Annotated in this window: 21 protein-coding genes and 1 CRISPR repeat array; of the genes, 5 read left to right on the top strand and 16 right to left on the bottom strand. The window is 63.3% G+C overall.

Annotation, left to right across the window (positions count from 1 at the left end; all coding sequences use genetic code 11):
- Position 1: 1 nt before the first annotated feature.
- The 9 genes from ftsE to RYL44_RS03615 all read right to left on the bottom strand — a co-directional run bounded on the left by ftsE (position 2) and on the right by RYL44_RS03615 (position 7,948).
- A complete protein-coding gene (gene ftsE / locus RYL44_RS03655) occupies positions 2-691 on the bottom strand; it encodes a cell division ATP-binding protein FtsE (protein WP_073982753.1) in 690 nt (229 codons plus the stop codon).
- A 189-nt stretch (positions 692-880) separates the two neighbouring features.
- Positions 881-2,002 carry a peptide chain release factor 2 gene (prfB, locus tag RYL44_RS03650; RefSeq protein ID WP_276739426.1) on the bottom strand — a complete coding sequence of 374 codons (1,122 nt, stop codon included), beginning with the start codon at positions 2,000-2,002 and terminating at the stop codon, positions 881-883.
- Between the two features lie 145 nt (positions 2,003-2,147).
- Positions 2,148-3,509, bottom strand: coding sequence for an NADP-specific glutamate dehydrogenase (gene gdhA, locus RYL44_RS03645; RefSeq protein ID WP_073982755.1), 1,362 nt, complete (start codon positions 3,507-3,509; stop codon positions 2,148-2,150).
- Positions 3,510-4,011: 502 nt separating this feature from the next.
- Positions 4,012-4,410 carry a 1-hydroxy-2-methyl-2-(E)-butenyl 4-diphosphate synthase gene (locus tag RYL44_RS03640; RefSeq protein ID WP_276739421.1) on the bottom strand — a complete coding sequence of 133 codons (399 nt, stop codon included), beginning with the start codon at positions 4,408-4,410 and terminating at the stop codon, positions 4,012-4,014.
- Positions 4,407-4,808: an ABC transporter gene (locus RYL44_RS03635; protein ID WP_276739418.1), complete on the bottom strand. Its 402-nt coding sequence runs from the start codon at positions 4,806-4,808 to the stop codon at positions 4,407-4,409. Before RYL44_RS03635 ends, RYL44_RS03640 begins: the two co-directional genes overlap by 4 nt.
- Complete coding sequence (locus tag RYL44_RS03630; RefSeq protein WP_200783457.1) at positions 4,780-4,950, bottom strand: hypothetical protein; 171 nt, start codon at positions 4,948-4,950, stop codon at positions 4,780-4,782. Before RYL44_RS03630 ends, RYL44_RS03635 begins: the two co-directional genes overlap by 29 nt.
- Positions 4,951-4,977: 27 nt before the next feature.
- Positions 4,978-5,874 (bottom strand): type II secretion system F family protein, encoded by an 897-nt coding sequence (locus tag RYL44_RS03625; protein WP_314975121.1) that lies wholly within the window; start codon positions 5,872-5,874, stop codon positions 4,978-4,980.
- Positions 5,871-6,749 carry a type II secretion system F family protein gene (locus RYL44_RS03620; protein ID WP_314804992.1) on the bottom strand — a complete coding sequence of 293 codons (879 nt, stop codon included), beginning with the start codon at positions 6,747-6,749 and terminating at the stop codon, positions 5,871-5,873. The genes RYL44_RS03625 and RYL44_RS03620 overlap by 4 nt, the downstream gene beginning before the upstream one ends.
- Positions 6,734-7,948, bottom strand: a complete 1,215-nt coding sequence (locus RYL44_RS03615) for a CpaF family protein (RefSeq protein ID WP_276739411.1) — start codon at positions 7,946-7,948, stop codon at positions 6,734-6,736. The genes RYL44_RS03620 and RYL44_RS03615 overlap by 16 nt, the downstream gene beginning before the upstream one ends.
- Before the next feature lie 142 nt (positions 7,949-8,090).
- On the opposite strand from RYL44_RS03615, the gene RYL44_RS03610 reads away from it, so the two are divergent.
- Complete coding sequence (locus RYL44_RS03610; protein ID WP_314975120.1) at positions 8,091-9,311, top strand: phosphotransferase; 1,221 nt, start codon at positions 8,091-8,093, stop codon at positions 9,309-9,311.
- A gap of 320 nt (positions 9,312-9,631) precedes the next feature.
- Here the strand turns inward: RYL44_RS03610 and RYL44_RS03605 are convergent, their stop codons facing one another.
- From RYL44_RS03605 to rfbA, 3 genes are read right to left on the bottom strand one after another with little or no spacing between them, the layout of a single operon-like run.
- Entirely contained in the window at positions 9,632-10,093 is a 462-nt protein-coding gene (locus tag RYL44_RS03605; RefSeq protein WP_073982763.1) for a DUF2304 domain-containing protein, read from the bottom strand.
- Positions 10,090-10,845, bottom strand: coding sequence for a glycosyltransferase family 2 protein (locus RYL44_RS03600; protein ID WP_276739406.1), 756 nt, complete (start codon positions 10,843-10,845; stop codon positions 10,090-10,092). Before RYL44_RS03600 ends, RYL44_RS03605 begins: the two co-directional genes overlap by 4 nt.
- Positions 10,846-11,718 (bottom strand): glucose-1-phosphate thymidylyltransferase RfbA, encoded by an 873-nt coding sequence (gene rfbA, locus RYL44_RS03595; protein WP_073982992.1) that lies wholly within the window; start codon positions 11,716-11,718, stop codon positions 10,846-10,848.
- A 196-nt stretch (positions 11,719-11,914) separates the two neighbouring features.
- Between rfbA and RYL44_RS03590 the strand changes: the two genes are divergently transcribed.
- Entirely contained in the window at positions 11,915-13,342 is a 1,428-nt protein-coding gene (locus tag RYL44_RS03590) for a bifunctional dTDP-4-dehydrorhamnose 3,5-epimerase family protein/NAD(P)-dependent oxidoreductase (RefSeq protein ID WP_314975119.1), read from the top strand.
- A gap of 959 nt (positions 13,343-14,301) precedes the next feature.
- Positions 14,302-16,230: a CRISPR direct-repeat array (repeat unit 37 nt; unit sequence GTCTTAATGCACCTTATGGCGCTCGGTGCTTTCTGAC).
- A gap of 246 nt (positions 16,231-16,476) precedes the next feature.
- On the opposite strand, the gene RYL44_RS03585 is transcribed toward RYL44_RS03590, so the two are convergent.
- The 3 genes from RYL44_RS03585 to RYL44_RS03575 form a co-directional block, all read right to left on the bottom strand.
- Positions 16,477-18,552: an N-acetylmuramoyl-L-alanine amidase gene (locus RYL44_RS03585; protein WP_314975118.1), complete on the bottom strand. Its 2,076-nt coding sequence runs from the start codon at positions 18,550-18,552 to the stop codon at positions 16,477-16,479.
- A gap of 237 nt (positions 18,553-18,789) precedes the next feature.
- Positions 18,790-20,049 carry a glycosyltransferase gene (locus RYL44_RS03580; protein WP_314975117.1) on the bottom strand — a complete coding sequence of 420 codons (1,260 nt, stop codon included), beginning with the start codon at positions 20,047-20,049 and terminating at the stop codon, positions 18,790-18,792.
- The gene (locus RYL44_RS03575) at positions 20,043-21,347 is read right to left on the bottom strand and encodes a nucleotide sugar dehydrogenase (protein ID WP_314975116.1); all 1,305 of its coding nucleotides are present in this window, start codon (positions 21,345-21,347) and stop codon (positions 20,043-20,045) included. Before RYL44_RS03575 ends, RYL44_RS03580 begins: the two co-directional genes overlap by 7 nt.
- Positions 21,348-21,396: 49 nt before the next feature.
- Here RYL44_RS03575 and RYL44_RS03570 point away from each other — a divergent pair, with 49 nt between their 5' ends.
- The gene (locus RYL44_RS03570) at positions 21,397-22,539 is read left to right on the top strand and encodes a glycosyltransferase family 4 protein (RefSeq protein WP_314975115.1); all 1,143 of its coding nucleotides are present in this window, start codon (positions 21,397-21,399) and stop codon (positions 22,537-22,539) included.
- A 171-nt stretch (positions 22,540-22,710) separates the two neighbouring features.
- Here the strand turns inward: RYL44_RS03570 and RYL44_RS03565 are convergent, their stop codons facing one another.
- Positions 22,711-23,979, bottom strand: coding sequence for a lipopolysaccharide biosynthesis protein (locus RYL44_RS03565; RefSeq protein ID WP_314975114.1), 1,269 nt, complete (start codon positions 23,977-23,979; stop codon positions 22,711-22,713).
- Positions 23,980-24,073: 94 nt separating this feature from the next.
- Between RYL44_RS03565 and RYL44_RS03560 the strand changes: the two genes are divergently transcribed.
- Positions 24,074-25,204 (top strand): glycosyltransferase family 4 protein, encoded by a 1,131-nt coding sequence (locus RYL44_RS03560; protein WP_314975131.1) that lies wholly within the window; start codon positions 24,074-24,076, stop codon positions 25,202-25,204.
- 243 nt (positions 25,205-25,447) lie between these two features.
- A partial coding sequence (locus RYL44_RS03555; protein ID WP_314975113.1) for an NTP transferase domain-containing protein occupies positions 25,448-26,028 on the top strand: 581 nt, incomplete at its 3' end.

Here is a 26,028-nt window from a genome sequence, read left to right as displayed (position 1 = left end):
CTTACCTCCCAGCCCCGTAGACGCCCCGGTTCTGGTCGCGCACAACGTCGCCGGCCTCCAACTCGATGACGCGCTTACGCATTTGGTTCACGATGTCCGCGTCGTGGGTGGCCATGACGACCGTGGTCCCGGAGCGGTTGATTCGGTCCAGCAGCCGCATGATGCCCAGAGACGTCTCCGGATCAAGGTTGCCGGTGGGTTCGTCCGCGAGCAGCAGCTCGGGGCGGTTCACCATGGCACGCGCGATGGCGACGCGTTGTTCCTCACCGCCCGAGAGCTCGTGGGGCAGGCGCGACTCCTTGCCGGACAGGCCCACCAGGTCCAGAGCATCGGGAACGGACGTCTCGATCGCGTGACGAGGCTTGCCGATGACCTGCATGGCCAGGGCGACGTTCTCGTACACGGTCTTGGAGGGCAGCAGACGGAAGTCCTGGAAAACGGTGCCGATCTTGCGACGTAACTTTGGCACTGCCCACGTGGACAGCTTGGACACGTCCTTGCCAAGCACCCATACTTTGCCGCTCGTTGCCTTCATTTCGCGCATGACAAGCTGTAGGAAAGTGGACTTGCCGGAACCCGACTTGCCGACGAGGAACACGAACTCTTCGCGCTCCACCTCCAGCGAGACGTGGTCCAGCGCGGGCTGGGCACCAGGCGTGTACACCATGGTGACATCATCAAAACGAATCATGGGACCATCCGATCGGGGTCAATAGTCCCTGTCAGGTTATGTAACGATGGGGTCACGTCCCGGCTGCGACACGCTGAAAAGCGGTGGTGTGGTACTCAGCCCGCCGCCCTCGTCCGCGTGCTCACACGAGCGGCCCGGGCCTCGGCAACGAATCGACGAGGCCCGGGCCGGATGCGCTTGTTCGCTGCCTTAGTCCCTGGCCGCGTTCTGTTCGTTCTTACGCCAGCGGATGCCGGCATTGATGAAGCCGTCAATGTCGCCGTCAAACACAGACTGGGGGTTACCGGACTCGTACTCGGTCCGCAGGTCCTTGACCATCTGATACGGCTGGAGCACGTAGGAGCGCATCTGGTCGCCCCACGACGCCTTCACGTCGCCGGCGAGTTCCTTCTTCTTGGCCTGCTCCTCCTCGTGACGCAACACGAGGAGACGAGACTGCAGGACTCGCAGCGCCGCCGCGCGGTTCTGAATTTGGGACTTCTCATCTTGCATGGACACGACGATGCCCGTAGGGATGTGGGTCATGCGCACGGCCGAGTCGGTCGTATTCACGGACTGGCCGCCAGGACCCGAGGAGCGGAAGACGTCAACTTTGAGTTCCGACTCGGGAATCTCAATATGGTCGGTTGTCTCGATGAGGGGAATAACCTCGACCGCAGCGAAGGATGTCTGACGGCGGCCTTGATTATCGAAGGGACTGATGCGCACGAGGCGGTGGGTACCCGCCTCAACACTCAGCGTGCCGTAGGCGTAGGGGGCCTGGACCTCGAAGGTCGCCGACTTCAGGCCAGCCTCTTCCGCGTAGGAAGTGTCCATCACCTTGGTGGGGTAGCCATGACGCTCCGCCCAACGCAAATACATGCGCAGCAAAATTTCGGCGAAGTCGGCTGCATCCACGCCGCCCGCGCCACTTCGGATCGTGATGACGGCGTTACGTTCGTCGTACTCACCGTCCAGCAGCGTACGGATCTCCAGATCGGACAGGTCCTTGTGTAACTTCTCCAGATCAGCTTCCGCCTCGGCGAGAATATCATCGCCCTCGTCGGGGTCTTCCGCGGCCATCTCCACCATGGCCTCGAGGTCGTCGATGCGTTCGCTCATCTGCATGACGCGGTCGAGCTCGCTCTGACGGTGGCTCAGCGCGCTCGTGACAGCCTGGGCGGCACTGGGGTCATCCCACAGGTCGGGAGCAGCCGCCTTCTCGTTCAGCTCAGCGATCTGCTCGCGCAGCTTGTCCGGCTGCACGACCGCGAGGATATTTTCCATCGTGGTTCGCAGGGACGGGATCTCTTCAGAAAATTCAATGGCCACACACCCAGAGTAACCGATTCCGCTCCCAACCAGGGGCGTGAGGAGCCCATCGGTGTCAGGCGTTACGCTGACGAGGCGCACATTCGCGCCATCGACGCCGGTGCCCCGACGCCGAAGACGTCGGGGCACCGAGCTGCGTGGTCGATCAGATGAGACCCATCGCAACCATCGCGTCGGCCACCTTACGGAAGCCCGCCAGGTTCGCGCCCGCCACGTAGTCACCGGGTACACCGAACTCGTCGGCTGTCGACACAGCGTTCGCGTGAATATCCACCATGATCTGGTGAAGCTTCGCGTCGGTCTGCTCGAAAGGCCACTGGGTACGACCGGAGTTCTGCTGCATCTCGAGACCGGAGGTGGCTACGCCACCAGCGTTGGAAGCCTTACCGGGGGCGTAGGCCACGCCCGCGGCCTGCAGGGCCTCGATCGCTTCGGGGGTGGTGGGCATGTTCGCGCCCTCGGCGACCAGCTGGACGCCGTTCTTGATCAGGGACTGCACGCCGGACAGGGGCAGCTCGTTCTGGGTCGCGCACGGCAGTGCGACGTCGCAGGGGACATCCCAGATGGAGCCATCGGACACGAAGGTGGCACCGGGACGCTCTGCCGCATAGTCGGAGACGCGCCCGCGACGCACCTCCTTAACGTCCTTGAGGAGGGCCACATCAATGCCAGCCTCGTCCACGACGTAGCCGGAGGAGTCAGACACGGCCACGACGGTCGCACCCAGCTGCTGGGCCTTCTCGGTCGCGTAGATCGCGACGTTGCCGGAGCCGGAGACGACGACACGCTTGCCGTCGAAGCTGGTGCCCTTCGCGGCCAGCATCTCAGCGGCGAAGTAAACGAGACCGTAGCCGGTGGCCTCAGTGCGCGCGAAGGATCCGCCCCAGGTCAGGCCCTTGCCAGTCAGGACACCCGCGTCGAAGCGGTTCTTCAGGCGCTTGTACTGGCCAAACAGGAAACCGATCTCGCGACCGCCCACGCCGATGTCGCCGGCGGGCACATCGGTGTCGGGACCAATATGGCGCGAAAGCTCGGTCATGAAGGACTGGCAAAAACGCATCACTTCGGCGTCGGACTTGCCCTTAGGATCGAAGTCTGCGCCACCCTTAGCGCCACCCATCGGCAGGCCGGTCAGGGCGTTCTTGAAAATCTGCTCAAAGCCCAGGAACTTGACAATGGACAGGTTCACGGAAGGATGGAAACGCAGGCCGCCCTTGTAGGGACCCAGCGCGGAATTGAACTGAACGCGGAAGCCGCGGTTCACATGCAGGCCACCCTTGTCGTCAGCCCACGGCACGCGGAACTGGATCTGGCGCTCAGGCTCAACGATGCGATCGATGACGGCCAGGTCGGCGTACTCGGGATGACGCTCGACGAGGGGAGCGATCGTCAGGAGAACCTCGTAGACTGCCTGATGAAATTCGGCTTGTGCGGGGTCACGGCGTTGGACCGATTCGAAGACGGATGCCAACGCAGGGTTAAGACGCGATGTATCAAAGGTGCTCATGGCTCAAAGTTTACGATTCGTTTACTCGCTCCCTCGTGATCATCCCACGATGTGACCGTCGCACAGGACACGTTTATGCCCAGCTCACAGCGGCCTCACCCGCGCACTCGACGTCCGCTCCAGCTCAGGAACCACCACGCCAACCAAAACGGGAGGAAGCGCACAAACGCGCGGACGAGCCCTCACAGACACCTCCACCTCCCCACTCGAAACGAACACTCCCGTGACGACCACCCCCTCCCCCACGCGACACGTGGACGACCCCAGTTCCACCAGCGCCACCTCCACCCGCGAACGCGCCCCCGCCTCGTCAATACCCGATTCCTGGCGCGCGATAACCGACGAAGCAGACGAACCACCCACGCCAGCACCAGCCAACGCATCCGCACACGACACCAGACGACGATCCTGCATCGCAACCTGAGTCAGCGACACCGTCACAAACAGGAGCAAACACACGAACGCACAACCCGCACACATTAAGACCCCGACGCGCCCCTCCTCACTCACGAGCAACCACCTCCCGCACGGGCGCGCTCGCACTCGAGAACACCTCAACACCCACCGCACCAAACCAGGCAGGCATAAACGGCAAAGGAACACGCACCGAAACACGGGCCTCGACAGTCGCTTCGCCGGACTCACAAGCCACGCACGAAGACGAAACCACCGGCGTAGCATCCACACCGAAATCTTCGACAATCAAAGACACCGCGCGCTCAGCATCCCCCTGACGCTGAGCATCCTCAGCAAGGATGCGGGCAGCTTCGCGCGCGCCAGCATCCACCGCCATCGCCCCAGCACTCACCTGCCCGAGCGCAAGAGCAACATACAGCAACGGGATAACGACCGCGACGAGAACACCCACAAACTCCACGCTCGCATCCCCGCGCTCACTCACGGCCCCTCCACGAGGCTGCGCCCGCGCACAGTCAACCATCGCGGACCAAGCCCACCCACGAGAGGCAACCGCGTGCGCACGGTGACGACAAGAACATCCGTGTCGCCGTCCGGCTCCCGCTCCACCTCAATCTCGCGGTCGCGTGAAGCACCAACAAGCGAATCAAGCAGCTCACTCGTGCGCGCGACCGCCTCCTCCTCGTCCCCGCCCAGCAGACCACCCCGTCGCGCCCCCTCGGACGCGGCGCTCACGCTCATTGTTCGCACATGCGAAGCGAAAGCCACCTGCACGAGCAGGAGGATGAGCACGACAACCAGCCCCTGGACGAGAACCGTGGAGACGACCTCCGACCCGCGCTCGGCATCCCTCTCAAATGCCCGAAATGGAATCCATCGCACGATTAAAAATCTCCACCAGACGTTCCGAGGCGACGCCCCAGATCAACACAACAAGGGCAGCCGTCATGAGCGTGATGAGCACCCAGCCGGGCACGTCGCCCCCTTCCCCCAACCTCCGGGCCTTAACGATCCACTTCTTCATGGTGTGTTCCTTTCCTCTCGCGAATAATCAGGGAGTGAAATCCAGGGCAATCAGACCCGGATAGAGCGCAAAAATGACGGTGACAGGCAATATCAGGAAAACAACAGGCACAAGCATCGCGATCTCTTTACGCCCGCCTTCTTCCATGAGCGCAGCGAGGGAACGCTCACGCTGGTCGCGCGCCTGGTCGTGCAGGACCGACGCCAGGGGCGAGCCGCGTTCGATCGCCGTCGTCAGCGTGCGAGTCAGGCGTGTCAACGCCGGGGATTCGGTGCGTTCATCAAGCTGGGCAAGGGCACGCACCGAGGGCATGCCGTTGCGGATATGCCCCGCCGTCAGCCCCAGCTCCGCCCCGAGGGGCCCACCCGCGCAACCGGCGACGCGCTCGATGGCGGCGGGAATCGACTCCCCGGCGGCGACCGCGAGCGCGAGGAGCTCCGCGCAGTCGGGTACGGCGGCGTCGATGAGCCTCTGACGTCGATTCGCTCGAACCGTGAGGGCACGGTCCATTCCCGCCACGCCAATCAAGGTGCCGACAAGGGCGCATGCGCACAGGGGAATGATCGAGGCGCGCAGGGACGAGGCCGGTCGCACTGTCATGGCGAGACAGGTCAGGATGAGCCCGGAGATGCCCGCCGTTGCTTGACGAAGACGGAACACAGAAACGTCGGGATTCATGCCGGCGAGGTCGAGCCTGCGTGCAACCGACTCCGAGGTGGAGCCGAGGGAATCGAGGGCCGAAGCGCCCGCGCGACGCAGCCAACGGGTGACGTCACGCGGGACTTCCTCACGGACTCGTCCCTGAGCGACGCGCTGCGCGAATGACACGTGGCACGCGAGGAGCGCCCGGATGATGACAGTCATACCGCTGACCGCGAGGACCGCAGCGAGGACGTCGAGCGCGCGCAGCTCCCACAGAGTCATCGTTGTCCTCCTAGGTGTCGCGGATCCGCGCTCAGCCGAGCGAGAGCCTTCATGGCAAGGTACGCAATGACGCAGACCCCCGCGCCGCCGAAGAGGACAGCGATGCCTCCGGGCGAGTTCCACACGTTGGCGCTCGCTCCCCCACCAGACAGGAGGAGAAGCACGATCCAGGGGGCGGCCACCCCCAGGCGGGCCGCGCCCACCGTCCAGGACTGGCGGGCTTCAAGCTCCCCGCGCACGCGCGCGTCCTCGCGTAGGAGGGTCGCCAGGTCTTGGAGGAGACGCGTCAGGTCGGCACCGCCCACGGATCGGGCGACGCGCAGCGCTTCGACGATGCGGTCCGCGACCGGGTCTCGTACCTCGTCCTTCATGCGGTCCAGGGCGCTGGCGAATCGCCCGTGCGCAGCGTAGTCACGGGAAAAAGCGTCGAAAGCGAAACGGACGGGTGCCGGACCCTCGTCTGCGAGGTCGCACAGGACCTGAGGCAGGGATGTTCCGGCTCGCACGCCGGAGACCATCGAATCGATGACTTCAGGCCAGGCGGCTCTCACTGTTTTCGCGCGCCCTGCGACGCGGGAGACCACCCACGCGTACGGCAGGAAAGCCACGCCGACCGACATGATGACAGCGACCGGCCACGCCCCCGTGACGATGAAGACCACCGCTGCAACCACCGCGCACAGGGCCAGGCTCAAGAGGACCAGGCCAGCGGCACTCAACCCTGGCACGCGTGCGCGCTCCACGTCCTCACTGAGCCGCTTCCAAGGCCCCCACACCGAGCGCTCCGGTGGCGGCGACAACAGCGGGGACAGAGCCAAGACGAGGCCGATACCGAAGACGAGTCCACACGACAGAGCAATCACCGTGGCCCCCATTCCAGGAGAGAACCCAGGTCGAAGCCTGCACCTGCGAAACGCTCGTGCAGGTCGAGTCCACCTGAGCCTCGCTCACAGCGTTCCCCGTCGAACGTAAAGAGTGTGGCCGTCTCGATACGGTCGCCCTCGACCCGCCCGGGCACCGCGAGAACCTCAGAGAGATAGCGCCTCCCGCCACGGCCTCGTTCCACGTGACACACGAGGTCAATCGAGGAAGCGAGCGTGGGCGTGACGAACCCCGTCGTCACGTTCTCCCCCGCCAGGAGCGGCAGGATCGAGAGCTTGTCGAGGGCCTCGCGCGCCGAATTTGCGTGCACGGTCGCCATGCCGGGCACGCCCGCGTTGAGGGCCACGAGCAGATCGAGCGCCTCGGGGCCTCGAACTTCACCAACGATCAGGCATTCGGGGCGCATGCGCAAGGACTCGCGCACGAGGTCACGCAGCGTAATCTCTCCCGTCCCCTCGGCTGCTGCGGGGCGAGTCTGCATGGCGACGTGGTCCCAGTTCGCCAGCCCAAGCTCGAAAACTTCCTCGCAGGAGATGACGCGCCGCGAACGCGGTAACTCACCGGCGAGAGCCCGCAGGAGCGTCGTCTTGCCCGCCTGCGTGCCGCCCGATACCAGCACTGACAGGCCGACGCCCACGGCGGCGGACAGGAAGTCCCGCATCGGCGGGGGCACCATGTCGGCGGCCACCAGGTCCTCCAGGGTGCGGGCGCGCTGGATGTGCTTACGAATGTTGACACTCCACGCCTGGCCGGTCACCGGTGGGATCGCGACGTGCAAGCGCTCTCCCCCAGCCAGCATCGCATCCACGAAAGGACTTGACAGGTCCAGGCGCCTGCCCGAGTGATGCAGCATCCGCTCCACGAGGGTGCGCACGTCCTCGTCGGTGAGGATGAGGCTGGTCAGTTCCGCGACGCCGGAGCGCGCCACGAACACGCGCGATGCCGAGTTAATCCAGATTTCTTCAACATCCGGGTCATCCATGAGCGCTTGCAGGGGACCCAGCCCACAGATGTCATCCATGAGGTCCGATTCGACCTGCTCGCGTTGTGTGGGGAGCATGTCGGGAGCATGAGCGTCAATGACGCGGTCGATCAGGTCGCGCACGGCCCGGGGGTCGCGCGCCGCATCGATGCCGCCCGCGGCCAGTCTCTCTCGAACCCGCGCGGCGAGTGTCCGCGTCACGGCTTCCATCCCTGAGCCTCCTCGCTACAGACAAAGCCAATGTGTCGAAAGTAACAGAGTTGTTCGGGAAGGAGCAAACTCCTGTCCCACAATCAGTGCAAGTTCCGCGCGGGGCACCCATCTGCACCGCCCGTCGCGATACGTTAAAGAAATGACGACCCCGAAGAGTCCCCTCGAATTGGCCGCATTGGCCACCACCGCCGTGCCCGGGATGCGCGTGAGCGCGCTACGCCCCCCGACCTACAGTGACGAACTCGCCTCCGTCACCGGCATCGAGGACACCGCCGGCAAACGCTGGATCGTCACATATCCCCACGAGGAAGTCTCCGGGCCAGCCCTCGAGGCCACGTCCGGCATCCTCGACCGCCTCGGAAAGGCATACGAGCACGACTACATCCCCTTCGATGTCCCACGCCTCGCCGGCCAGGCCACAATCCGCGGAGGCGGGGTCGTGTACGTGCACGGGGATCCGGGCGGGCACACTCCCACCCAGGACGAACTCGACAAGGACCTGCTGCTGCCCGCCTCACTTGGCCGCGCCCTCGCAGCCCTGCACAACCTGCCCGGCACTGTCTTTTCGGCGATCGGCCTCCCCTCCTATACGGCGATGGAATGCCGCGACCGCAATCTCGCTCTCCTCGACGAGGCCGCCCGCCAGGTCACGATCCCCGCGTCACTGTGGAACCGCTGGGAAGCAGCCCTCGAAGACGTCTCCCTGTGGCGCTTCCCCTCCGCACCAGTCCATGGGGACGTCCAGGAGCGCTGTTTGTCCGTCCAACGCGGCTCTGTCCTCGCTATCGGCGGATGGACCAGCGCGCACGTGGGCGACCCGGCGCTCGACATCGCATGGATTCAAGCCAGCGCATCCGACTCATTCCTTGAACGCTTCCGCGAAACCTACGGTCACGAGCGACGCGCCACCGACCTGCATGTCTTCACGCGCGCTCAGCTCCTCAGCGAGATCGCGCTGGTGCGCTGGCTCGTCCACGGCCTGCACGCCGAGGACACCTCCGTCGTCAACGAGGCCCGCGAGATGCTCGCCGACCTGGCCGCCGACCTTGACGGTGAGCCGCTGCTTCCCTCCCACGCGGCCGCCATGGGGTCACGCTCTTCATCTATCGACGAGGCCTCCCCCGCCGCAAGCGGTTCACGTCCCTCTCGCGCGCCCACCCATGATTCATCCCCCAACAGTCGCCCCATCAAATGGCACGACCGCAAGACCGCCGCGACCGGCGAGGAGCCAGAGGAGGACACCGGCGAACCAACCCAGCCCGTCTCAGCACTCGCCCGCAAGCTCACCCAAGGGGAAGCCGACCCCGCCGCCCCGACCGAACGCCTGCGGCTCGGCCCGGACGGCACCCTCATCTCGTAACTCGTCAACGGTCCTCACGCTGCGCCCGGCGCGACACACATGGCGTTGTGCGCCCGGCGTGCGTGTCGCGTTGTCGAATGAGCAACTGCGGCCCCCGGCCCACCGGCACAACCCCTGCCCCCGCCTCGCTCGGTGCGCGTCACACCACACCGAGCAGAAAACCAACACACAACAACACGACGGGAATCGGCCGCAACGACCCGCCACAAAACCCCGGACTTGGCAAGCGCGAACCCGCCGACATAGAGCGGGGTCCGTCAGGTTTATCCACCTGACGGACCCCGGCCTCGTCAATGGAGCGCTGAGCGGCGGCGCACCGGTCAGCGCTTCTTTTTGTTCTTCTTCCCCTGATGGGCAGACTTACCGCGAGGGGAAGCCGTCCCTTGGGAGGCGGCGGGTTCACCCTGTGAGGAGGTGCGCCCCTCGAGGATTTCGACGCGGCGTTCCAAGCGTTCTACTTGAAGGCGCAGGATCGCAGCCTCCTCGGTGAGGCGACGGCGGTCCTCATCCGAGCGCGACAAGTCCACTGAGAAACGCAGGGATAGGAGCAAGAGCATTACTCCCGCCAGGAAGAAACCCAGGTTCAGCGGGACGACGACGCCCAGCTGGAACGCGGTCCACTTCAGGATCGGGGGGAAGAGCGACAGCAGCGCCGTGAAGAATGCAATGCAGTACCACCACAGGCCGTAGCGTTCCTTCAGGCCCGAGTTGCGCATCTTCACGAACACCATCACCAGAATGATGATCGCGAAGACAAGTCCGAGAAGGTACGTGGGACTCATGCGCTCGCCTCCTGCCTCGGGGCAGTCTTTTCACCGGGGCGCGACAGGGACACCGCGAGGGCGAGGGTCGCTCGCATCAGGAAGAGCGCCGACTTAATCGGGTTGTGTGAGGGTTCGCCACCGGCACGCGGGTGCATCTGCACTCCGACCTCACGCACCACCAGATGGGAGCGGGCCGCGATGACGAGCGCGCCGATTGTGTCGCCCAAGTACTCTGCCGGGTAGTTGTGTGCGAACAGCGACAGGGCGCGTGGCCCGTAGAGTTTGAAGCCGCTGGTTGTGTCGGTCAGGCGTGTCTTGCACACGCGCGAGAGGATGAACGAGAACAGGTTCATCGCCCATTTGCGTGGGCCTCGTGCCCGGTAGTCGCCTTTGCCGGCGAAGCGCGAGCCGATCACCACGTCCGCGCCCTCGAGGGAGGCCGTCTCAATGAGGGTCTCGATCTCCGTCGGGTCGTGCTGTCCGTCCGCGTCGAGCTGGCAGGCGTACTCGTACCCCATGCGCTTGGCGTACTGGAAGCCGGCGCGCATGGCTCCGCCGACCCCCAGGTTGAGCGGCAGGTCAAGCACGGCCACCCCGGACGCGCGCGCAATGTCAGCGGTCGCGTCCGTGGACCCGTCGGATACGACCAGGATGTCCGCGAAGGACGGTTTTTCAACCTTCACGGATTCGAGGACGCCCGAGAGCACCTCCTCTTCGTTCCACGCGGGGATGACGATGAGGAGGCGTGAGTTAGCACTGGGGCGTGACACTCAGTTGTCCTCACGGTTGAGCAGATCGAGCAGGTAGGCTCCGTACCCGGACTTGACCAGGGGTTCAGCGCGCTGGCGCAGACCGTCGTCGTCGATGAAGCCCATGCGCCACGCGACTTCTTCGGGCGCGCCGATCTTCATGCCTTGACGGGCTTCGACTGTGCGCACGAAGGCCGTGGCGTCAGCGAGGGAGTCGAATGTGCCGGTGTCGAGCCACGCGGTGCCGCGCGGGAGGACCTCGACTTTGAGTTTGCCGGCTTCGAGGTAGGCGCGGTTCACGTCGGTGATTTCGTATTCGCCGCGCGCGCTGGGCTTGAGGTTGCGGGCGATGTCGATCACGTCGTTGTCGTAGAAGTACAGGCCGGGGACGGCGTAGTTGGACTTGGGTTTCTCGGGTTTCTCTTCGATTGAGAGCGCGTTGAATTCCTCGTCAAATTCGACGACGCCGTAGGCGTGCGGGTTAGAGACGTGGTAGGCGAATACGGCACCGCCGTCGGGGTCGACGTGGCGTCGCAGCTGTGTGCCCATTCCGGGGCCGTAGAAGATATTGTCGCCCAAGACCAGGGCCGCGGCGTCGGTGCCGACGTGGTCGGCACCGAGCACGAAGGCCTGTGCGAGGCCGTTGGGTTCGTGTTGGACGGCGTAGGAGATACTCACGCCGAGCTGGCTGCCGTCACCGAGCAGGCGGTGGAAGGACGGCGCGTCGTGGGGCGTGGTGATCACCAGAACGTCGGAGATACCGGCCAGCATGAGGGTTGACAGCGGGTAGTAGATCATCGGCTTGTCGTAGACGGGGACCAGCTGCTTCGATGTCCCCAGCGTGATCGGGTTCAGTCGGGTGCCGGACCCGCCTGCCAGGATGATGCCTTTCATGTTGCCTCCGCTTCCCGGCGCGTCCTCGTGTGGGTCGCGCATCAACGCTCATTATCCCTGCGAGTCGCACTTTTCCACAACTTTAGTCCTGTGGGCGAGGCTGGGACGGTGTACCCCCACCGTCGGGGTGCGAATCGGATAGTATTGGTAAGGATAGTTACGTCCCAACGACACCCACGCACACAGAGGAAGAATCATGGCGCCTACTGCTAAGCCCCTGGGGATTACGACTACGCCGATCCCCGGCTTTTTGCGCATCGATCTGACCGTTCACGGCGACAACCGAGGTTGGTTTAAGGAGAATTGGCAGCGCGAGAAGATGGTCTCGCTGGGCCTGCCGGATTTCGGACCCGTGCAGAACAATATTTCTTTTAATGACGAGGTCGGGGTGACGCGGGGCATTCACGCGGAGCCGTGGGATAAGTTCGTTTCGGTTGCGACTGGCCGCGTGTTCGGCGCGTGGGTTGATCTGCGCGAGGGGCCGTCGTTTGGCACGGTGTACACGACGATCATTGATCCGGGTGTGGCGGTGTTTGTGCCCAAGGGCGTGGGTAATTCGTATCAGACGTTGGAGCCGAACACGGCGTACACGTATCTGGTGAACGATCACTGGTCGCCGGATGCGAAGTACACGTTCCTGAACTTGGCTGATGAGACGGCTGCCGTGGATTGGCCGATTCCGTTGGATCGGGCGATTTTGTCGGAGAAGGATAAGGGGCATCCGCGCATGGCGGACGTGACGCCTTTCCCGGCGCCTGGCCCTGCGGGTCGCCGCGCGCTGGTGACGGGCGCGAATGGTCAGCTGGGTCGTGAGCTGATGCGTGCGTTGCCTGAGGCGGGCTTCACGGTCATGGGTGTTGATTTGCCTGAGGTGTCCATTTCGGATGCCGAGCAGGTCGCTGCCCTGCCGTGGGATGAGATCGACGTTGTGGTCAACGCGGCGGCGTGGACGAACGTGGACGGCGCGCAGACTCCGGAGGGGCGGCGTGCGACGTGGCAGGCGAATGCGACGGGTCCGGCGGTGTTGGCGCGTGAGGCGACGGCTCACGGGGTGACACTCGTGCACATTTCGACGGAGTACGTGTTTGATGGCACGCAGGAGGTGCACGTCGAGGACGAGGCTCCTTCGCCTTTGAGCGCGTACGGGCAGTCGAAGGCGGGCGGCGACGCGGCGGTGGCGTCGACTCCTAAGCACTACATTGTGCGTACGTCCTGGGTCGTGGGTGATGGCAAGAATTTCATTAAGACTATGGCGTCGCTGGCTGATCGCGGTGTTTGCCCGTCGGTTGTGTCGGATCAGGTGGGTCGTTTGACTTTCACTGCTGACTTGGCGCAGGGCATTATTCACCTGTTGACGAGTGAGGTGCCTTTCGGCATCTATAACCTGTCGGGTGAGGGTCCGGTGATGAGTTGGGCGCAGGTCGCTAAGCGGGTTTTTGAGTTGTGTGGTCGCGACCCGGAGGATGTCACGGAGGTGAGCACGGAGGAGTATTTCGCGGGCCGTGAGGCTGCGCCTCGTCCTCTGTCTTCGACGCTGGATCTGTCGAAGATTGAGGCCACTGGTTTCACGCCTGCGGATTCGTCGCAGCGTATTGATTCTTACGTGGCGTCGCTGCGCGGCTGATTGCGCGTGCGGCTCGGCCCCGGGCACCGACAGGTGCTCGGGGCCGTTGCTATGCCCGCGTTCACTGCGTGCGCGTAGGGCTACGGGGACTGCCCGCGCATGCCCTCAGGCGACGGTTGCGAATGGGAGCGGCGTATCTGGATAGGTTACGAACATCCGGATAGGTAACGAACATCTGGATAGGTTAATAACCTATCCGCATCTGAATAACCTATCCGGATGCGCACAACCTATCCACGAAAGCACGGGATAGCGGCACTCCACGCGGCCGATGCTGCGCTCCGCACACGGCCATGGCACCACTCACCTTATGGTGCTCCATGCTTTCTGACCGACGAGTGGAACGTCATTCAGCGTTTCCCGAAGGAGTCTTAATACGCCTTATGGCGCTCGGAGCGTTGTGATCCTGAGCCGTCTAAAGTTCTGTGACTGAGTCTGTTCGTGGCTCTTTGTGTAACTTTTGGTGGAGGGTGTGGATGGTTGCTTAAAAATGTTGCACGTAATTCGCGATCTGGTCTTTCAATGTTTGAAAGCTGGTTGTTGATATTCCGCGGTATCTGACGTCTATCGGCTATGGTCCGATCGGGAATTACGTGCGAAACTTTGTATGCTCGGTGCTTTCTGACTAGCGATTTTGGCGGCGTGTGTACCTGAGCCAATGCGGGGTCTTAATGCACCTTATGATGCTCGGAGCGTTATGATCCTGAGCCACCTAAAGTTCTGTGACTGAGTCTGTTCGTGGCTCTTTGTGTAACTTTTGGTGGAGGGTGTGGATGGTTGCTTAAAAATGTTGCACGTAATTCGCGATCTGGTCTTTCAATGTTTGAAAGCTGGTTGTTGATATTCCGCGGTATCTGACGTCTATCGGCTATGGTCCGATCAGGAATTACGTGCGAAATTTTGTATGCTCGGTGCTTTCTGTCCCCCTATCCGACGCTCACCTACACCGGCAATGGTCGGTCTTAATGCACCTTATGGCGCTCGGTGCTTTCTGACGCAGGATCAGCAGAGAACAGAGACTGCGGTGTATCAAAGTCTTAATGCACCTTATGGCGCTCGGTGCTTTCTGACTCGCCCTTAGGTTCGCCCTCAGAGATAAGATGTCTACGCGTCTTAATGCACCTTATGGCGCTCGGTGCTTTCTAACGGGCACGGCATGAAAGAGTTGAAGGTTGCGGGTTCGATTCCCGGTCTTAATGCACCTTATGGCGCTCGCTGCTTTCTGACACCAGGTCGTTGAGGTGACCGACTTTTGGAAGCTCACGTCTTAATGCACCTTATGGCGCTCGGTGCTTTCTAACACGTCATTTTGATCAACCGAAAGAACAAAGTGCCGATCGCGTCTTAATGCACCTTATGGCGCTCGGTGCTTTCTGACGTGGGTCAGGCATATTCTGTCGTGGGATCTGCGTCGCGGTCTTAATGCACCTTATGGCGCTCGGTGCTTTCTGACGGATGCTCAGGACTCGGTTCATGTTCTCGGGGCGAACCATTCGTCTTAATGCACCTTATGGCGCTCGGTGCTTTCTGACAAAGAACAACACTTAGCCACACTACGTGGGGATGAGAGGGTCTTAATGCACCTTATGGCGCTCGGTGCTTTCTGACGAATTGCCATGAGGAATAGTATTTGGTGCCGGAATTGTCTTAATGCACCTTATGGCGCTCGGTGCTTTCTGACCCGAGAACAGGCAGGACTCCACCTGGAAAACTGGCGTCGTCTTAATGCACCTTATGGCGCTCGGTGCTTTCTGACTGCTTCCGCTTGTCGCTATCGGCCTTGCTCCTGCCGCGTCTTAATGCACCTTATGGCGCTCGGTGCTTTCTGACATGCCAATCACGCAATCATCCTCGGAGTTACCGGATTGTCTTAATGCACCTTATGGCGCTCGGTGCTTTCTGACACCACATCACCGTGACCGCACCAGGCGGCCAGGCAGGGGAGTCTTAATGCACCTTATGGCGCTCGGTGCTTTCTGACTATCTTGACAAGGGCGCGGATGCATCCCTCAACACCATTATGTCTTAATGCACCTTATGGCGCTCGGTGCTTTCTGACTTAGGTTCGCCCTAAGAGATAAACTGGATGTTCTAGATGTGTCTTAATGCACCTTATGGCGCTCGGTGCTTTCTGACGCGCTATTCATGATCGATCTCAAGCACTATGTGCAGGAGTCTTAATGCACCTTATGGCGCTCGGTGCTTTCTAACTACGATGACGAACAGCTTGCGCAGATGGTGTACGAGTCTTAATGCACCTTATGGCGCTCGGTGCTATCTGACTCCAACAAGAGTAACAAGGATCAGCGTCTAGAGATCGTGTCTTAATGCACCTTATGGCGCTCGGTGCTTTCTGACCGGGTAGGCCCATGAGCCATTCCACGAAGCCGATGGACAGGTCTTAATGCACCTTATGGCGCTCGGTGCTTTCTGACCCGGCACATGGACGCGTATCGGCGTCGGCGCGGACTACGTCTTAATGCACCTTATGGCGCTCGGTGCTTTCTGACGCACAGGAACTGGCGTCGTCTTAATCGGGGCAGGCGTCGGTCTTAATGCACCTTATGGCGCTCGGTGCTTTCTGACCGCAAGATCGACCCCGCCTGGGAATGGTCACTCCTGACCAGTCTTAATGCACCTTATGGCGCTCGGTGCTTTCTGACCCACTTGCACGCCGCCGTCAGCGAGCAGGTCGCCGACAGGTCTTAATGCACCTTATGGCGCTCGGTGCTTTCTGACCTCGCGGCCGTCAAGGTCTGGCGCGATCCAGTCGCTGGGTCTTAATGCACCTTATGGCGCTCGGTGCTTTCTGACTCGTCAGCGTCATCATGTGGTGGGCTGGGTTCAACTAGTCTTAATGCACCTTATGGCGCTCGGTGCTTTCTGGCCGAAAAAGCACCCCTCCGACCAACAAGCACGCCGCCAGATTAGCAGACTTTTCGTTGCAATACAGCGCATCGCCACGGACAGCCAAAACAGCGCCGAACGCGCCGGAAACTCACACCAACGTCGGCGTTTCGCGCCGCAACCAACGCACACCCGCCACAACCACCAGAAACACCACACACAGACGCCGGGACCCACCACACCTCACAGCGCGACGAACCCCGGCCTCGTGACGGAAAACAAACCCCCTAGAAGTACGCGTTCAACATGGCTACCAGATCATTCCCATACCCGCGGGCAGCGGCCCAACCCGTATGATTCGGATTCTCTTGAATACCCAAGTACTCAACCACAGGAGCCGCACCCTTACGCACGTACGTGAAGCGAGGATCCACAACCGGATACGCCAACGACCCAACAGACACCGACGGATCCGCATAAGCGCGCAAATGCTGAACCTGAGCACGAATACCAGTACGCACATCCGAGAAAGAAGCACCCCGCGCGCCACCGCCAACCGCGCCAATGCCAGAGAAATTAAACTGGCCGACACTCACGTCGCCGCCAAACTGCAACCAACCCGTCTCCTTCATCGACTGAACAAACACCAACTCAGGCGACACGCCTTCAGCCACAGCCTCATCGTAAATGATGCCCGCAAAGTCACGGATCGAACCCGCGCCGCCAGACGCAAGAGACGACGGATACGAGTAACCCACCCGATCCCAAGCATCAACCATGTCATCAATAACCTCGGAACGCGAAGCCATAGGTGCAGTCATGATGAGACGCTGACCCGCCGCATTCGTCACAGCATCACCACGCGCGCCAGAACGAGTCGCCGCGTCCGAAGCAGGGGCGCCAGAGCCATCAACATAACCCAGCCACGCGCCAGACGAAGCAAACGAAGACGCCCTCCCCTCAACAGTCACAACACCCGTCGCCATCGCACCAGAGGACGAATCCAACCAATACCACGTACCGCCATCAAGCAGCCACCCGGTACTCATCGCACCAGACGCACCCAAGTGGTACCAGACGCCACCGACCTTCACCCAGCCCGTGAGCATAGTCCCCTCAGAATCCAAGTAATACCAGGTGCCACGATCCAACAACCAGCCAGTAGCCATCACACCACTCGGGAGCATGAAATACCACTGCCCGTCATCCTCAGTACGCTGCCAGCCGGTGAGCATACGCCCATCATCCTCAAAGAGATACCAGTCGGAGCCAACATTCGTCCAACCCACAGCCATCGCGCCGGACGCACTCAGCCAATACCAGTTATCACGGTAACGCAGCCAGCCGGTAGCCATAACGCCCTCACTGTCAAGGTAATACCAGGTCCGGCCATCCTTCACCCACCCGGTAGCCATGTCACCGTCAGGACGGAAATAACGCCACGAATCACCATCCTTCTTCCAGCCCGTCACCATCGCAGTGGAATCATCAAAGAAATAGCGGCGCCCATTAATCGTGGACCATCCACGCACCGTGCGCCCATCCGAAGCCGCCCAATACCAGCGACCCCCCGCAGTGAACCAGCCGGTCTTAGCGACACCGTCGCGCACAAAACGCCACGAATCCCCCGACCTCTCCCACGTCCCTTTACTAAGCCCATAAGTCTGAGCAATACCGGTCGCGTCAGCGACACCCAAGGACCGCACGAAAGCCGGATCACGCAACATCTGCGCATCCGACGGGGACGTAACGAAAGCGTGCTCAACGATGATGCCGGTCATATTCTCCTCGCGCGCCTGGCGAATAATCGCATAGTAGTCGCCCGTGGAACCATCCGGATAGTCATAGTAAGGATTATCGCGGGTCTTAATACCGCGCTCCTCGAGGCCAAGACCCGTGAGCTGATCCAGGATATTGCTGGAGAGCTTCCGACCCTGCGCATGAGTCGAATAGTTATAGGACGAGGAGTTCCCATACCAAACCTCAGCGCCGCGGGCGATCGGCGAGCCAGAGTTGAAATGAATCGACACGAGGGCATCGGCGTCCGCCGCTGCGGCCACCTGGACGCGGCTCGACAGATCAACGCCGAGATTCTCCGATGGCCTCGTGTCCGTCGTCCTCGTCATCACGACAGTGACGCCATCATACGTTTCTAGTTCCTGCTTCAAGGCCAGCGAGACCGCAAGGGTCAGGTCCTTCTCTTGTAGGCCATTGGCGACCGCGCCAGGATCGGACCCCCCGTGCCCGGGGTCGATGGCGATGATGATGCCGCTGGCCGCATGGGCGGGGGGCACAAGAGCCGCGACAGCGGCCCCCAGTGCCAGGGCCAGCCCGGCTGCGAGTTTTCTCCACGGGGTGCGCATAGTCATCCTTCGAGTTGCTAGTGTGACAACAGGGATTCTAGTTACTTATGTTGTAACTGTAAACATGAAAATTGTTACACGTACAGACTGGCACGAACTGCACACCAAATGATTGCTCAGTAAGACTCGGTGAGAGCTAAGACTCGCCATCCACCACAGCCCTCCGACGAAGCCACGCCTGCCACACGCACCCACGCCCGGCTGGTTCGCCCCTCAGGGCACCCCTCGCACCGCCCCTCAGGGCACCCCTCGCACCGCCGCGCCCACCGCTCGCACCACAGCAGCCGCCGCACGCGACGACACATCGACGCAACGATGCGCACGCACCCAGGCGCGCGCCCCCTCAGGACCCACCCACCTCACAGAGCCGGACGCGACAGCAACCATGGCCTCGGCAACCTGTCCAACATCAAGGCCACACGCCACACCCAACCCGCCCTCGCGCACGTCGCGAGCCGCCTGCCCGGGTCCGGCGTAGATGACGGGAGTCCCCTGCGCGAGCGACGCAAGAATCTTCGTCGGATAGGCATAGTCGTAGCCGCCCGGGCGCAGCGACGCCAACGTGGCGGTAGCACGCGCCATCCACCGATCCGCCTCCAACGCGCTCACCGCGGGCACGAGGATGACCCCCGCAACCCCCCGAGCGCGCGCAGCCAATTCGTCCCAGCCGCTGCCCTGCCCGACGAACACGAGGCGAGCATCCCCCAAACGCGATCGCGCACGCTCGAAAGCACCGACGAACACCTCGGGGGCCAACCAGTGGGCAACCGTACCCGCATAAACAAAAACGGGACCGGAGCAGCTGGGGAAACCACCCGGAAAACCTGCAGCCACGACCCCGGGAACACGCACGCCGTTGGGGACGACCGCAACGCGAGCGGCACCCAACTCGCGCGCACGGCGAGCAACCCCGTCAGACACAGCAATGACGCGGCGCGCTCCACGCAACGCAAAAGATTCAAGGCCAGCAACCGCGCGCACAACCGGGCGCCACACCCCCGCCACGGCCGCAGCATCCGAAACGATGTCCGCACAATAATAAACGTAGGGCACATGACGCAACGCACACGCCAGGCGTACGGCGACACCCGTCGTAGGCGGAGGTTCACAGACAACCACATCGGGGCGCGGCCCCGTCAGCAGGCGCACACACAGGGGAACATCGAACGACAAATAAGACGCATAGCCTCGCACTGCTCCGGTGCGGTCACGCAGCACGGGAGCACGCCTGATCGTCACGAAACCATGGCCGCCCCCCTCCCCCCGCGCCCTCGACTTCACCCAAACTCGCCGGCCCCCCGAGAAGTCACCCCGTGAAGCGAAGGCCCCGCGGCGCACATCAACACCAGCGTCGCGCGCGACGCTGGGAGCCAGGCGCGCGGTCAGGACACGCACGCGCTCACCCCCAGCAGCCAGAGCACGGGCGAGCGCCCCGAGGCGCAGCGCCGCCGCGGTCGGTTCAGGCGTGAACGTGCGGGTAGCCAGGGTGACTAGCATACGGGAGCTTCTCCCCCACCAATGGTGATGCGCGGAGTCCCAGCCCAGGCCTCGGCCGACGTAACGGCGCGCCCGTCGACGAGGAGACGCACGCCAGGCAGATCCGCGGGAGTCAAGTCCCGGTAGCACGCGTGGTCAGCCTGAATAATGGCCACGTCCACTGCGCCGCCAAGGTGATACGCCTGCCAACCGTAAGACGCAAGCTCCTCGTCCGTGTACAAAGGATCATGAACGCACACCTGCGCCCCGGCCTCGCGTAGCGCGCCGACGACGCCAAACACGCCGGAGAACGCAGTTTCCTTGACGCCGCCACGGTAGGCGGCGCCCAACACGGCGACACGCAGACCCGCCAGGGAACCCAGCAACGCGGCGGCGCGCCAGACCGCATACGCGGGCATCTCAGCGTTCGCGGCGCGCGCGGCAACCACGATGGTCGCGTCCGGATCCCCCGCCACATACAAGCGCGGATAAACGGGAATGCAATGCCCACCGACCGCGATCCCGGGCCGGTGAATGTGAGAATACGGCTGAGAGTTGCACGCCTCAATGACGCGAGCAACATCGACGCCGATCGTGTCCGCGTAGCGTGCGAACTGGTTAGCCAAACCAATATTGACATCCCTGTAGGTGGTTTCCGCGAGCTTGGCCATCTCCGCGGCCTCCGCCCCACCCATGGGCCACACTCCGTTGGGGCGCGGCAGATCGTCACGCTTCTCGAAAGAAAGGACCGCCTCGTAGAAGGAGACGCCGCGAGCCTCGCCGGATTCGCTCAGCCCCCCAACCAGCTTCGGATAGCGCGCCAGATCCGCGAAGACGCGGCCTGTCAGGACGCGCTCAGGCGAGAAAACCACATCGAAATCGCGCCCCTCGACCAGGCCGGACACCTCTTCGATGAGGGGCTTGTAGCGTCCACGCGTCGCACCCACCGGCAGAGTCGTCTCGTAGGAGACGAGCGTGCCGGGACTCAGGTGAGCGGCCATGGAACGCGTCGCGGCGTCCATGATCGAAAAATCGGGGCGACTGCGATCATCAACGACCAGAGGAACGACCATGATGACCGCGTCGGCGCCCGGGATTGCCTCACCGTACTCGGTCGTGGCGCGCAAGGCACCCGAAGCGACAAGCGGCGGCAGATACTGGGCCAGGTGCGCCTCGCCCGGAAAAGGCTCAGCACCCCCGTTGACCAGGTCGACCACCCGCGGATTCACGTCCACGCCGACAACGCCGTGACCGCTGCGCGCATAGTGCACCGCCAGCGGCAACCCAATCTTGCCCATCCCGACGACCGCGATCCGCATGCGTCTCCCCCCTTTTCTGGCTCTGGCCTCGTCAAACACCCCCAGTGTAATGCCCCTCCACACCTACAATGGGGGCGTGGATCGCGCGCTCAATCTCCTCCTCTACCCCTCAAACCTGGCCTCACCGGGACGCCTGGTAAAAATCGCGCGCTCACTATCCCCGCTTTTCTCGCAGACGCACATCGTCGGCATCGACCAGGGCAACCTACCCACAGACGAGGCCCTGTCCCCCACCGTGCACCTGACGCGGATTCGGGGTGCCTCGCTGGGCGCGCCCCTGGGCGGGCTGCGGGTCGTCTGCGCGTGGGGCGCGCGGGTGTATCGGCGGTACACACGCCACCGCGTGGCAGCCGTATCCGCGCAGAACCTGTTCCTCCTGCCGCTCGCGCACGCGTTGGCGCGACGCACAGGCGCGATCTTCGCGTATAACGCGCACGAGCTGGAGACGGAGACGGTGGGGTCCGCGGGGCTGCGCCAGCGCCTGCAGCGTCGCATCGAACGCCGTTACATCCGCCGCGCGGACGTCGTGTCCGTGGTCAACGAGTCAATCGCACAGTGGTACCGCGAGGCCTACCCGGGTGTGGATCCGATCGTGGTGACGAACGCGCCGACGGGGACGGGCGGGGTGATCGACCTGCGCGCGCGGCTGGGTATCCCGCACGACGCGCTCCTATATCTACACGCGGGCTACCTGGCACCGGGGCGCAATATTGCGCTGATTCTGCGCGCGTTCGCGCAGGTGAGCGGCGCACACGTCGTCTTCGTTGGCGCAGGCGCCCTGCTGCCCGAGGTCGAGCGTGCCCAAGCGGCGCATCCGAACATTCACCGCCTACCACCCGTGGAACCGGACCAAGTCCTGGCCATGACGCGCGGCGCGGACGTGGCGTTGTGCCTCATTGAGTCCGGGTGCGTCTCACACCGCATGTCCACGCCCAATAAGATGATGGAGGCCTTTGCGGCCGGCATCCCTGCACTGTGTTCTCCCCTGCCCGAAGCGCGCCGTTACCTGGGTGACCAGGCCGACACGTGGGTGTTGGCGGACCCCCAACGCCAACTGGCCGCCGCACTGGAGGCCATCACCCGAGCCGACATTGACGCATTCGTTCCCCCAGCGATCCCCGCGTGGGAAGAGGGCGCCGCGCGCCTACGCGGCGCCTACGAGCAGGCCCTCGCGGCGCGAACCCGCCGCTAGGACACCCCGTTTCACGAGCGTTTCACGAAGCCGCGCCCCCGTTTCACGAGCGTTTCACGAAGCCGCGCCCCCGTTTCACGAGCGTTTCACGAAGCCGCGCCCCCGTTTCACGAACGTTTCACGAAGCCGCGCCCCCGTTTCACGAGCGTTTCACGAGGCCGTGTTACGGTGTCAGGCGCGCCTCCCCCGGTCATAGGAGCGCGCGGTCACGACGGCCATGACAAGCATGACAGTGAGGAGCACCGCCATCAGCGCACCCAGCACGCTCATCGTGGTCTCAATCCCGTAAGGGCTCACTGCGAGCCACGCCAGGGGTGCAGCGCAGTAGACGCACGCGAAGGCCAGCATACGGCGCTGATGATAGGTCGCCACGAAAACGTTGGAGAGCGGGGAGGTAGCAACGGTCAGCGCCAACCAGGGCGCCAGGGAACGCGCGAAGTACCCCGCCTCCCCCCATCGCCCCCCGAACACAAAGGGAAAGAGCCAGGGGCTGATACCGGCGATTAACGCGAACACCGGGATAGACGCCCCCAGGGCCATCGCCCCCACCCGACAGACGACGCGGGTCATCTCCCCGACCGGGGTGTCAGACAGACGCGGCAGGTACACCTGAGACAGCGCCCCTGCGATGAGGGCAACGGGAGCCTGCAAGACCATCCACGCCATGTTGAACTGCCCAAGAGAGGCCACAGAATACGAAGCAATCAACATCGGGATCACGCTCGTGCGCAGCGCGTCGACGACGACGTTTGGCACGCCGACGAGCGCCATCTTCCGATAGCGGGAGGCAACTTCGCGTAAGGAAGGATCCGAGGCCTCGGCCGCGCTGGCGTCGCGGACACACCAAGACAGGTAGGCCACCGCGATTCCCTGTCCGGCCAGAGTCGCGCCGATGGCAGCACCCAACCCACCGGAGGTCAGAGCGCCACACACCAGTTGAAGCGCGGCAATGCCAAGGGACCGTACAACGGATGAACTTGCGAGGACGCGGAAACGGCGGTGCCGAGTCAGCCAGTAAGAGCACACCTGCCCCTGGGCGAGAAACAGGATCGAGACGCCGGCGGCGAGCATCCACCCCGCAAGCGCCTCCCCATAGCGCACCGACACCCATGGCCGGGCGCACGCGGCCACGAGGGTGGTCAGCGCGGAAGCTACCAGCACGCAGCGCGAGGACAGGCGAAACAGGGAGCGAGCCGAGGCCTCGTCCCCTGGGGCGGGCAGGACGATACTGAGGTCGAAGCGAACCCCCGCGACGGCCGCTCCGAGCGCCGCGGCGGACGTGAAAAGACCCAGGTATCCCAGGTCAGCGTCCGTGTAGAGGCGGGCGACGCCGATTTGGGCGACGAACGCGATTGCCTGCGCGAGGAGGGTGCCGCTGACAAGCGTCAGCACTTGGCGTGCCACGCCCGTGCGCGCGGGCGGGGTGGGGGCGTTCGTCATGCGTTCATTTAATCACCAGGTCGCCCACCCTAGCCCGTAGGATGGGGGCATGCCCTCCCCCGCGCGACCAGCGCTGCATCCTCGGACAGATTCCATGAAGGTCGCTCTGACGAAGGGAACGCTGCTGGTTCCCCCGACGTATTTCGCGCTCGCGCACGCGCGCGCTATGCCGGAATGCGATTGGCGAGCATTCACTTTGGCGGCGCGGGTTGACGATCCGACGATCGCGTTCCCCATAGCCGTGGCTTCTCCGGGGGCTTTGTCTCCCTTCCTTGCGCAGCGTTTGGTATCCCAGGCGCGAGGTTTGGGTGCGATGCGCCGCGCCATCACGTCTTGGGGGCCTGACGTTATCCACCAGCATCAGGCCACCTGGTCGCTGCCTGCCGTGGGGGCCGCGCGCAAGACGGGCGCGCCGCTGGTCGTGACGCTGCACGGCGGGGACGCCTACCCGCGGCTCGGAGGGGGCCTGGGTGCGGCCTGGAACGCACTCAACCGCCGGGCGGCTTTCGGGGGCGCCACGCAGCTCTTGGCTGTGTCGCGTTACCTGGCTGATGTTGCCGTGGGTGCGGGGGCGGATTGGGGGCGCCTCGCGGTTCACTACCAGGGGGTGGATACCGACTGGTGGACGCCTTCCCCTAACGCCGCGTCGGGTTTGTTCCAGGGTCTTGGCTGTGATGCGCCCGATGTTCCTGTCGTGTTGTTTGTGGGCGCGCTCAGTCGTCTGAAGGGCGTGGATGATCTGATCGCAGCATCCGTTTCCCTGGTTGGTCGATGCCCGCATCGTCTGGTGCTCGTGGGTGACGGGCCGCTGGCGTCCGTGCTGCATGGGAGGGTTCCCGCGCACGTGACGTTGACCGGGGGGCTGGGTCGGGAGCGTGTGCGCGAGTGGATGCGCTGCGCCCGCGTCTTAGTTTTGCCGACGAAGCCGACGCGGGGGCGCGAGGAGGCGGCCGGTCTGGTGTTGCTCGAGGCGCAGGCGTGCGGGGTGCCTGTGATTGCCTACCGTACGGGTGGTACGCCGGAAATGGTGGCCTCGGGCGCCTGTACGTTGACGGGCGAGCGTTCGCCGGGTGCGTTGGCCTGCTCCATTAACGAGGCTGTGGCGTGGTCGGATGAGGAGCGCGCGGATCGCGCGATGGCGTGTCGGGCGTGGGTCGTCCGTGAGCGTTCTCTGCGTGCGTCGGTGGATCAGCTGCGCGCTATTTACGAGGCCGTGGCGCGTTAGTCGACGCGCTTGGGCTGGATGCGTCTGGCGCGCAAGGTTTCTTCTGTCAAGGGGTATTAGTGGAGCGGAGGCGCAGTATGGTGGGACTGTTACCAGCTCCAGCATCGAACTGTCAAAAGCTCAGTGAGGACACCTGCCGATCGATTGTGTGGAAACCACCACCAAATGTTCATGTTTCTGCGAACGAGTGTTACGCTCGAACACATAGCAGATAGCTGATCCTCGTGAACGAAAGGTGATCGCATGCCCTCGACGAACGTTGGCACTCTCAGCGAACCCCAATTCAACATCCTGACCGCCCTGGCGCGGGAAGGCACCCCCCTGACGCAACGCGCACTGTCCGTGGCCACCAACATGAGCCTAGGCCGCGTCAACACCGCAACCCGCGAATGCGAAGCATCCGGCTACATCCAAGACCGCGCCCTCACCGACGCAGGGCGGGCAGCTCTGGAACCCTACCGCGTCACGGGAGCCGTCATCATGGCCGCCGGCCTGTCCTCCCGATTCGCCCCCATCAGCTACGAACGCCCCAAGGGAACACTGAAAGTACGCGGCGAAATCCTGGTCGAGCGCCAGATCCGCCAACTCCACGAGGTCGGCATCACAAACATCGCGCTGGTCGTCGGCTACAAGAAGGAATACTACTTCTACCTGGCCGACAAATACGGCGTCGACATCGTCGTCAACCGCGAGTACGCCACACGCAACAACAACGGGTCCCTGTGGCGCGTGAAAGAACGCCTGGACAACACCTACGTGTGCTCCTCGGACGACTACTTCACGACCAACCCCTTCGAACCCTACGTCTACAAGTCCTACTACTC

It is taken from the genome of Actinomyces bouchesdurhonensis (assembly GCF_963540955.1).
In the GTDB taxonomy this organism is placed as follows: domain Bacteria; phylum Actinomycetota; class Actinomycetes; order Actinomycetales; family Actinomycetaceae; genus Pauljensenia; species Pauljensenia bouchesdurhonensis.
This window is presented reverse-complemented; position numbering and strand designations above follow the sequence as displayed.

Coding starts and splice junctions, on each gene's coding strand:
- RYL44_RS03570 (WP_314975115.1), top strand. CDS start 21,397: ATGCCCCTCCACACCTACAATGGGGGCGTGGATCGCGCGCTCAATCTC.
- RYL44_RS03610 (WP_314975120.1), top strand. CDS start 8,091: ATGACGACCCCGAAGAGTCCCCTCGAATTGGCCGCATTGGCCACCACC.
- RYL44_RS03630 (WP_200783457.1), bottom strand. CDS start 4,950: ATGAAGAAGTGGATCGTTAAGGCCCGGAGGTTGGGGGAAGGGGGCGAC.
- RYL44_RS03560 (WP_314975131.1), top strand. CDS start 24,074: ATGAAGGTCGCTCTGACGAAGGGAACGCTGCTGGTTCCCCCGACGTAT.
- ftsE (WP_073982753.1), bottom strand. CDS start 691: ATGATTCGTTTTGATGATGTCACCATGGTGTACACGCCTGGTGCCCAG.
- RYL44_RS03575 (WP_314975116.1), bottom strand. CDS start 21,347: ATGCGGATCGCGGTCGTCGGGATGGGCAAGATTGGGTTGCCGCTGGCG.
- RYL44_RS03580 (WP_314975117.1), bottom strand. CDS start 20,049: ATGCTAGTCACCCTGGCTACCCGCACGTTCACGCCTGAACCGACCGCG.
- RYL44_RS03590 (WP_314975119.1), top strand. CDS start 11,915: ATGGCGCCTACTGCTAAGCCCCTGGGGATTACGACTACGCCGATCCCC.
- gdhA (WP_073982755.1), bottom strand. CDS start 3,509: ATGAGCACCTTTGATACATCGCGTCTTAACCCTGCGTTGGCATCCGTC.
- RYL44_RS03585 (WP_314975118.1), bottom strand. CDS start 18,552: ATGCGCACCCCGTGGAGAAAACTCGCAGCCGGGCTGGCCCTGGCACTG.
- RYL44_RS03625 (WP_314975121.1), bottom strand. CDS start 5,874: ATGACTCTGTGGGAGCTGCGCGCGCTCGACGTCCTCGCTGCGGTCCTC.
- RYL44_RS03565 (WP_314975114.1), bottom strand. CDS start 23,979: ATGACGAACGCCCCCACCCCGCCCGCGCGCACGGGCGTGGCACGCCAA.
- RYL44_RS03615 (WP_276739411.1), bottom strand. CDS start 7,948: ATGGAAGCCGTGACGCGGACACTCGCCGCGCGGGTTCGAGAGAGACTG.
- RYL44_RS03605 (WP_073982763.1), bottom strand. CDS start 10,093: ATGAGTCCCACGTACCTTCTCGGACTTGTCTTCGCGATCATCATTCTG.
- rfbA (WP_073982992.1), bottom strand. CDS start 11,718: ATGAAAGGCATCATCCTGGCAGGCGGGTCCGGCACCCGACTGAACCCG.
- RYL44_RS03620 (WP_314804992.1), bottom strand. CDS start 6,749: ATGGGGGCCACGGTGATTGCTCTGTCGTGTGGACTCGTCTTCGGTATC.